Here is a 7630-nt window from a genome sequence, read left to right on the forward strand (position 1 = left end):
GGTCCACCAGCTCCAGGCCGATCACGGGGCGGCCGAAGTACTCCTGTGCCTCGTCGTGCGAGAGCGGGCTGGAGCGGAAGCCGCGGCCGGCCAGGATCCAGGAGGCGGTCACGGCGAAGTCGCCTTCGCCCTCGTTCACGTGCTCCGGCTCCCACAGGTCCGCGTAACCGTTCCTGCGGAACCAGTCCCGGTGCGCCGCGGCCCCGGTCCTCCGGCGGGCTCAGTCCTCCGGCGGCCAGGTGTCGCCCCAGTCGGCGTCGCGTGCCGACCGGTAGAGCGTGYCGTGGCGCTTGGTGACCGTCTCGCGGGTCAGTCCCGCCTCCGGGGGCCCGCACAGGTCGAGCAGGACCTGCCCCTTGCGGATCTGCGGCCTGCGCGTGATCCGCGCGGGCGCCGGCACGACGGGGAAGCGGGTCGCCGCGACGTAGCTGAACTTCTCGTCCTCGTACGGCAGCGAGCCGCCCTTCACCTGACGGTGGAGCGAGGACCGGCTCACCCGCGCCGCGAAGTGACACCAGTCCGTGCCCGGTTCGATCGGGCAGGCCCCGCTGTGCGGGCACGGCGCCGCGACCGTCAGCCCCGCCTCCACGAGCAGCGACCGCGCGGCGATGATCCGCTCGTAGCCGTCGGGCGTGCCCGGCTCCACGATCACGACGGCCTGAGCCGCCCGCGCCGCCTCGGTCACGACGGCCCGGCGATCGGATTCGGTCAGCTCCTTCAGGACGTACGAGATCGTCACCAGGTCGGTGCCGTCCAGGGTGAGCGCCCCGCTGATCCGGGCCCGCCGCCACTCCGCCGCGAAGACCCCCTCGGCGAGCTCCCGTCCCAGCGCGAGGGCCGGCTCCGCCCAGTCCAGGACGGTCGTGCGGGCCGCCCCCTCCCACGCCCCGGCGACCGCCCAGCTCGCCGCGCCGGTGCCGCCGCCGATGTCGGTGTGCGTCGCCGGCTCCCACTCGGGTGCCGCGTCCCGCAGCGCGTCGAGCGCCGCCCGTACCGCCTCGAACGTCGCCGGCATCCGGTACGCGGCGTACGCGGCGACGTCGGACCGGTCGCGCAGCACGGGGGCGTCGGTGGGCGTGGTCCCGCGGTAGTTGGCGATCAGGCGCTCGACGGCCGACGCCGCCTGCCGCGGGGGCAGCCCGTCGAGGAGCCCGGCGAGCGCGGCCCGCAGGGTGTCGGCGGTGGGAGCGGTCGGAAGAGAGGCGTTCACCCGGACATGTTAGGTGGCGCAGGCGGGCGCTCCGGCCGGTCGGAGCGCCCGGGCCCGTCGACTCAGGCGGTCTTCCGCTGGTGGCCGCGCCACGGGCGGCAGAGCCCCAGGAAGCAGGTGAGCGCCGCCGCGGCGCAGACCAGCTGCACGACGGCCATGGGCACCGCCGTCGCCTCCCCCGCGATCCCGACGAGGGGCGAGGCGACGGCCCCGATGAGGAACGAGGAGGTACCGAGCAGCGCGGACGCCGAGCCCGCCGCGTGCGGGGTCCGCATCAGTGCCTGCGCGTTGGTGTTGGGCATCGCCAGGCCCATCGCCGACATCAGGACGAACAGACCCGCGGCGATCGGGACCAGGCCCACCTCGCCGAAGACCCCGCTCGTCATGAGCAGCAGCGCCACCGAGGCCAGCAGGATGACGCACAGGCCACAGCCGAGCGCCTTGTCCAGGCTGACCCGGCCGACGAGCAGCTTGCCGTTGACCTGGCCGACGGCGACGAGACCGATGGAGTTGAGCCCGAAGAGCAGGCTGAAGGTCTGCGGCGAGGCCCCGTAGATCTCCTGCACCACGAAGGGCGAGGCGCTGATGTAGGCGAAGAGGGCGGCGAAGGCCAGTCCGCCGGCCAGCATGTAGCCGGTGAAGACCCGGTCCGCGAGCAGTCCGCGCATGGTCCGCAGCGCCTCGCCGACCCCGCCCACGTGCCGCCGCTCCGGCGGCAGGGTCTCGTCGAGGAAGCGCCAGACGACGACGGTGAGCAGCACGCCGATGAGGGTGAGGACGTGGAAGACGCCCCGCCAGTCGGTGATCCGCAGGATCTGGCCGCCGATGAGCGGGGCGATAATCGGGGCCACCCCGGAGATCAGCATGAGGGTGGAGAAGAAGCGGGCCATCTCGACGCCGTCGTACAGGTCGCGGACGACGGCCCGGGCGATCACGATGCCGGCCGCGCCCGCGAGGCCCTGGAGCAGGCGGAAGCCGATGAGCAGTTCGGCGGAGGGCGCGAGCGCGCAGACGGCGGTGGCGGCGACGTACACGACCATGCCGATGAGCAGGGGGCGGCGGCGCCCCCACCGGTCGCTCATCGGGCCGACGACGAGCTGGCCCAGCGCCATGCCGGCGAGGCAGGCGGTGAGGGTGAGCTGGATGGTCGCGGCGGGTGAGCGCAGCGCCTCGGTGACCGCCGGCAGGGCGGGCAGGTACATGTCCATGGAGAGCGGCGGAAGCGCCGTGAGACCACCGAGGACGAGGGTCACGAGCAGTCCCGCACGGCGGGCGGCGACTCCGTTCGCGGGGGAGCCGGTGGATATGTGGCCTTGCGTCGTGGTCTGGCCGCTCTCCGGCATCGACTGCTCCATTTCGTTGAATCTTTCCCTATGCTCTCAGCTCGTCCGGGGTGGTCGAGACCTATTTCCGAGGTGAGGCATGGGGAAATCCAGGACCGTGCGGTGGGGCGTGCTGGCGACCGGAGGGATCGCGGCGCAGTTCACCACCGATCTGCTGGGGATGGAAGACGCGGAGGTGGTGGCCGTCGCCTCCCGCACGGAGGCGTCGGCGAAGTCCTTCGCCGACCGCTTCGGGATACCGCGGGCCTACGGGGACTGGGCCGCGCTGGCCGCCGACCCGGACGTGGACGTGGTCTACGTGGCGACGCCGCACCACGCCCACCGGGCGGCGGCCGGACTCGCCCTCGAAGCGGGCAAGGCCGTCCTGTGCGAGAAGGCGTTCACGATCGACGCCGGCGAGGCGGAGGAGTTGGTCGCGCTCGCCCGGGACCGGGGCCTCTTCCTGATGGAGGCCATGTGGATGTACTGCAACCCGCTGATCCGGCGGGTGGCCGCCCTGGTCGCGGAGGGGGCGATCGGCGAGGTCCGTACCGTCCAGGCGGACTTCGGTCTCGAGGGTCCCTTCGCGGCCGACCACCGGCTGCGCGATCCCGCCGTGGGCGGCGGGGCGCTCCTCGACCTGGGGGTGTACCCGGTCTCGTTCGCGCAGCTGCTGCTCGGCGAACCCGACTCCGTCCAGGCGCACGCGCTGCTCTCGCCCGAGGGCGTGGACCTGAACACGGCCGTGCTGCTGGGCTGGTCGGACTCCGGTGCCTCGGCCCTGCTGTCCTGCTCGATCGCGGCGGACACCCCGATGACCGCCTCCGTGACGGGCTCGCGGGGCCGGATCGACTTCCCGCGCGGCTTCTTCCACCCGGAGCGGTTCACCCTGCACCGGACGGGTCACGAGCCGGAGGACCACGTGATCGCGGGCGACGGCACCGCCGAGCGGTACACCTTCCGGCACGAGGCGGCCGAGGTCATGCGGTGTCTGCGGGCCGGCGAGACCGAGTCGCCGCTGGTCCCGCTGGACGGTTCGCTCGCGGTGATGCGGACGCTCGACGCGGTGCGGGACCGCATCGGCGTCCGCTATCCCGCGGAACGGGCCGCGGCACGGGTGTGACGGCGCCGCGGCCCCGTCGACGGTGAGCCGCGCCGCGCCCCGGCGGATCGGGACGGATCCGGCCGGGGCGCGGCGCGTCCGATCCGAGCGGGGCCTAGGAAGCGTCTCGCCGGTCTTGCCGGGCTCCCGGCGTGATCGGCAAGACACCCCTAAGGGCTGTCCCGTAATCCGCGGTGGGTCGGCGCACGGCGTCGGATGCGGTGCATCGCAAGGCGGAGGGTCGTCCTCATACCGGTCGTATTCGGGCGATCCGACAACGCGGCGAAGTGCCGTAGCCGGCGTCGTGCGCCCGCCGGGGATTGCGGGACAGCCCTTAGGCCGGCGTGAGGCCCGGCCTGCCCGCCTCCGTGACGAAGGACGCGGCCGTGGCGGCCGGGGCACCCGGGGTCGTCACGGCCGTCACCGTACGGAAGTCCGCCCGCGCGCTGCGCTCGCCGAGCGCGACCTTCACGTATCCGCGCCGCCCGTTGTAGAACCGCATGTGCGGGTTGGCCCGGGTCAGGGCGTCGTGGTTGGCCGGCCGGTCCGCGCCGTCCTTGCCGCTGGCGATGGAGGTGGCGACGATCTCCGTGCCGACGGTCCGGGACGCCGGGTCGCGGAAGTCGGCCTTGAGGTCGAAGGCGTGGCCGACGTGGACGTCGCCGGTGAGGACCATCAGGTTGTCGACGCCGGCGGCGGCGGCGCCGTCCAGGACCCTCCGGCGGGAGGCCGGGTAGCCGTCCCAGGAGTCCATCGACAGCTTGTAGCCGGTGGTCGGGACGTTGCGGCGCTCGGCGAACACGACCTGCTGCGGCACGACGTTCCAGCGCGCGTCCGAGCGTCGCCACCCGTCGATCAGCCACCGCTCCTGGGTGGCGCCGGTCAGGGTGCGCGAGGGGTCCTCGGACTCGGGTCCGGGGACCTGCCAGCCGTCGCCGTACGCCTGGTCGGAGCGGTACTGGCGGGTGTCGAGGACGTCGAACTGCGCGAGCCGGCCGAAGCGCAGACGGCGGTAGAGCTTCATGTCGGGGCCGACGGGCCGCTGGGGCGCGCGCAGCGGCTGGTTCTCCCAGTAGGCGCGGTAGGCGGCGGCGCGGCGGGCGAGGAACTCCTCCGACGGCACGTCGTTCTCGGGGATGTCGTCCGCGTAGTTGTTCTCGGTCTCGTGGTCGTCCCACGTGACGACGAAGGGGTGCGCGGCGTGCGCGGCCCTCAGGTCGGGGTCCGACTTGTAGAGGGCGTAGCGCAGCCGGTAGTCCTCCAGGGTGACGGTCTCCCGGTCGAAGACGTCGGGCAGCCGGCGGTCGGTGTAGGCGCGGGCGCCGCCGGTGGCGTTCACGGCGTACTCGTAGAGGTAGTCGCCGAGGTGGAAGACGACGTCGAGGTCCTCCTCGGCGAGGTGCCTGTAGGCCGTGAAGTAGCCGTCGTGGTACGCCTGGCAGGACACGGCGGCGAGGGTGAGGCCGGAGATCCGGGCCCCCGGGGCGGGCGCGGTGCGCGTGCGGCCCACGGGGCTGACCCAGTCGCCGGCGCGGAAGCGGTAGAAGTACGCCCGGCCCGGGGCGAGGTGGTCGACCTCGACGTGCACGGTGTGCTGGAACTCCGGGTGGGCGGTGGCCGTCCCCCGTCTGGCGATCCTGCGGAACCGCTCGTCGTGGGCCAGTTCCCACCGGACGGCGACCCGCTCGCGCGGCAGCCCGGCGTCGGCCTGGAAGGGGCGGGGGGCGAGCCGGGTCCACAGCAGCACCGAGCCGGGCAGCGGGTCTCCCGAGGCCACGCCCAGGGTGAACGGGTCCTCGGTGATCCGGCGGGCGTCGAGTTCGGCGGCGCTCGCGGCACCGGCGGCCGGAAGGTTGACGGCGAAGGCGAGCGCGGCGGCCGCCCCGGTGACGGTGAGGAACCGGCGGCGGCCGAACCGGGCGGCGGCGGCGCGGAGTTCGTCGGTGTGGGTCTGCGCGGGTGTCATAAGCCCCTCCCCTGACGGATGTTGTCCGTCCGGTATTGGAGTGGCACGGGAAGACCCAGGGTTGTCGGGTACAGAACATCCGCGTGTCGGACAGATGAGTTCCCTGTGCACCGATCTCCCGTACGCTGCGCGCCCATGAGCACTGAGTCGCGTGTGGCAGTGGTGACGGGAGCGGGTTCGGGTATCGGCCGGAGCGTGGCACGGGCCCTCGCGGCGGCGGGCTGGTCGGTGGCGCTCGCGGGCCGCAGGCGGGAGGCCCTGGAGGAGACCGCCGCGGCCGTGACCTCGGGGGAGACCCTCTGCGTCCCGACCGACGTGACGTCGCCGCAGGCCGTGACGGCTCTGTTCGAGGCGGTACGGGACCGGTTCGGCCGGGTCGACCTGCTGTTCAACAACGCCGGGACGTTCGCGGGCGGCGGAGTCGCGGTCGAGGATCTGGACTACGAGACCTGGCGGGCGGCCGTCGACGTCAACCTGACGGGCGCGTTCCTGTGCGCGCAGGCGGCGTTCCGGACCATGCGGGAACAGGCGCCGCAGGGCGGCCGGATCATCAACAACGGCTCGATCTCCGCGCACGTGCCGCGCCCGCACTCCATCGCGTACACCGCGACCAAGCACGCGATGACCGGTCTGACGAAGTCGCTGTCGCTGGAAGGCCGCCCGTACCGGATCGCCTGCGGGCAGCTGGACATCGGCAACGCGGCGACGGAGATGACGGCGCGGATGCGGACCGGGATCCTGCAGGCCAACGGCGAACTGGCCGTGGAGCCGGTGATGGACGCGGCCGACGTGGCGGCGACGGTGGTGCACATGGCGGGGCTGCCGCTGGAGGCGAACGTGCAGTTCGCGACGGTGATGGCGACGGCCATGCCGTACATCGGCCGAGGGTAGCGAGCGGGGCGGGCGGAGCCCGGGGGCGGCCGTACGGACAGGGGCGCGGGCCGGGCCCGCCGGTCACCGGCCGACCGGCCTACCGCCGCGCCCCGTCCGTACGGCGTTACGCCTGGCCGGTCTCGAAGCGGGCGACCTTGCCGCCCTCGACGACGAAGCGCCAGCGGGTGCGCATCTCGCCCCAGGTGTCGTTGCGGAAGCGGGCGACGAGCGCGTGCCCGCCGTCCTTGACGGACTCGATCTCCATGTGGCCGCGCGAGGAGAAGATCTCCTTGTCGGTCCAGTCGTCGAGGTCGCGCTCCGAACCGTCGTCGGACATGGTGGCGCCGTCGACGAGTGCGGTCCGGAAGGCGTCGCGGTCGTTGGAGTTGAGGGCCGTGACGAAGGCGCGCACGGCGGGGTCGGTGAGTTTGTCCACGGGGATGGTCATGGCCTACCCGTACACCTGGCGGCCCCCGATCGGGGTGAACCCCGGCCGCCGGGGTGCCGCGTTCAGCGGACGGACTCGTCCACCTGGGCGAGCGGCACGGGCGGTCTCCGCCCGGCCCGGGAACCGCCGCCGCGACGCGGGCACGTCCCCCGTCCGGACCTCGTGAGCGGCCCCCGCCTGGCAGGCTGGCCCGCATGGACGACGCCTGGAGCACCATCGACCGCCTGCACGGCTGGCTGACCGACCATCAGGACCTGCAGCCGGGGCAGGAGGTCCTGCTGCGGGTCCTGAAGCTCTCCGAGGAGGTCGGCGAGGTCGCGGAGGCCGTGATCGGCGCGACCGGCCAGAACCCGCGCAAGGGCACCAGTCACTCCTGGCAGGACGTGGAGGCCGAACTCTCCGACGTGATCATCACGGCGATGGTCGCACTGCGCACCCTCACCCCCGAGGCCGCCGAGGTCTTCGCCGGGCATCTGCGGCGGGTCGCCGAGCGGTCACTGCCCGCCTGAGCGAAGACCCGGGGCCCCTGGGCGCCGCCGCTGCGGGGCGCACACCACGCGGTGCCCCGGGCCCGTCCCGGCCCGGACTTCCCGTACTCCCCGTGGGTGAACCGCAACTCTTAGTAGGATCCGGGCACTTGACCGCCGCCGCGAGCGGCCCTGCCGCGAGGAGCCCCGTGTACCCGCCCCCACCGCAGCAGGCGGACGCC

7 protein-coding genes and 1 pseudogene are annotated in these 7630 nt (G+C 73.5%); 3 read left to right on the top strand and 5 right to left on the bottom strand.

Annotated elements, in window-relative coordinates; genetic code table 11:
* From EAO71_RS38745 to EAO71_RS12355, 3 genes and pseudogenes are all read right to left on the bottom strand, one after another.
* Positions 1-202 (bottom strand): annotated as a pseudogene (locus tag EAO71_RS38745) (amidinotransferase); the annotation flags it as partial.
* Between the two features lie 18 nt (positions 203-220).
* The gene (locus EAO71_RS12350; RefSeq protein ID WP_147977767.1) at positions 221-1210 is read right to left on the bottom strand and encodes a small ribosomal subunit Rsm22 family protein; all 990 of its coding nucleotides are present in this window, start codon (positions 1208-1210) and stop codon (positions 221-223) included.
* Positions 1211-1272: 62 nt separating this feature from the next.
* Entirely contained in the window at positions 1273-2553 is a 1281-nt protein-coding gene (locus EAO71_RS12355; RefSeq protein WP_410093985.1) for a Bcr/CflA family multidrug efflux MFS transporter, read from the bottom strand.
* A 79-nt stretch (positions 2554-2632) separates the two neighbouring features.
* On the opposite strand from EAO71_RS12355, the gene EAO71_RS12360 reads away from it, so the two are divergent.
* Entirely contained in the window at positions 2633-3655 is a 1023-nt protein-coding gene (locus EAO71_RS12360) for a Gfo/Idh/MocA family protein (RefSeq protein ID WP_147977769.1), read from the top strand.
* Positions 3656-3968: 313 nt separating this feature from the next.
* Here EAO71_RS12360 and EAO71_RS12365 read toward each other — a convergent pair whose 3' ends face one another.
* Positions 3969-5600, bottom strand: a complete 1632-nt coding sequence (locus EAO71_RS12365; RefSeq protein WP_147977770.1) for an alkaline phosphatase D family protein — start codon at positions 5598-5600, stop codon at positions 3969-3971.
* Between the two features lie 135 nt (positions 5601-5735).
* On the opposite strand from EAO71_RS12365, the gene EAO71_RS12370 reads away from it, so the two are divergent.
* Complete coding sequence (locus EAO71_RS12370; RefSeq protein WP_147977771.1) at positions 5736-6491, top strand: SDR family oxidoreductase; 756 nt, start codon at positions 5736-5738, stop codon at positions 6489-6491.
* Positions 6492-6597: 106 nt separating this feature from the next.
* Here the strand turns inward: EAO71_RS12370 and EAO71_RS12375 are convergent, their stop codons facing one another.
* Positions 6598-6921, bottom strand: coding sequence for a nuclear transport factor 2 family protein (locus tag EAO71_RS12375; RefSeq protein ID WP_147977772.1), 324 nt, complete (start codon positions 6919-6921; stop codon positions 6598-6600).
* A 194-nt stretch (positions 6922-7115) separates the two neighbouring features.
* On the opposite strand from EAO71_RS12375, the gene EAO71_RS12380 reads away from it, so the two are divergent.
* Positions 7116-7430 (top strand): MazG-like family protein, encoded by a 315-nt coding sequence (locus EAO71_RS12380; protein ID WP_147977773.1) that lies wholly within the window; start codon positions 7116-7118, stop codon positions 7428-7430.
* Positions 7431-7630 lie beyond the last annotated feature (200 nt).

Origin of the sequence: Streptomyces sp. MS191 (assembly GCF_008042125.1) — a bacterium.
GTDB lineage: Bacteria > Actinomycetota > Actinomycetes > Streptomycetales > Streptomycetaceae > Streptomyces.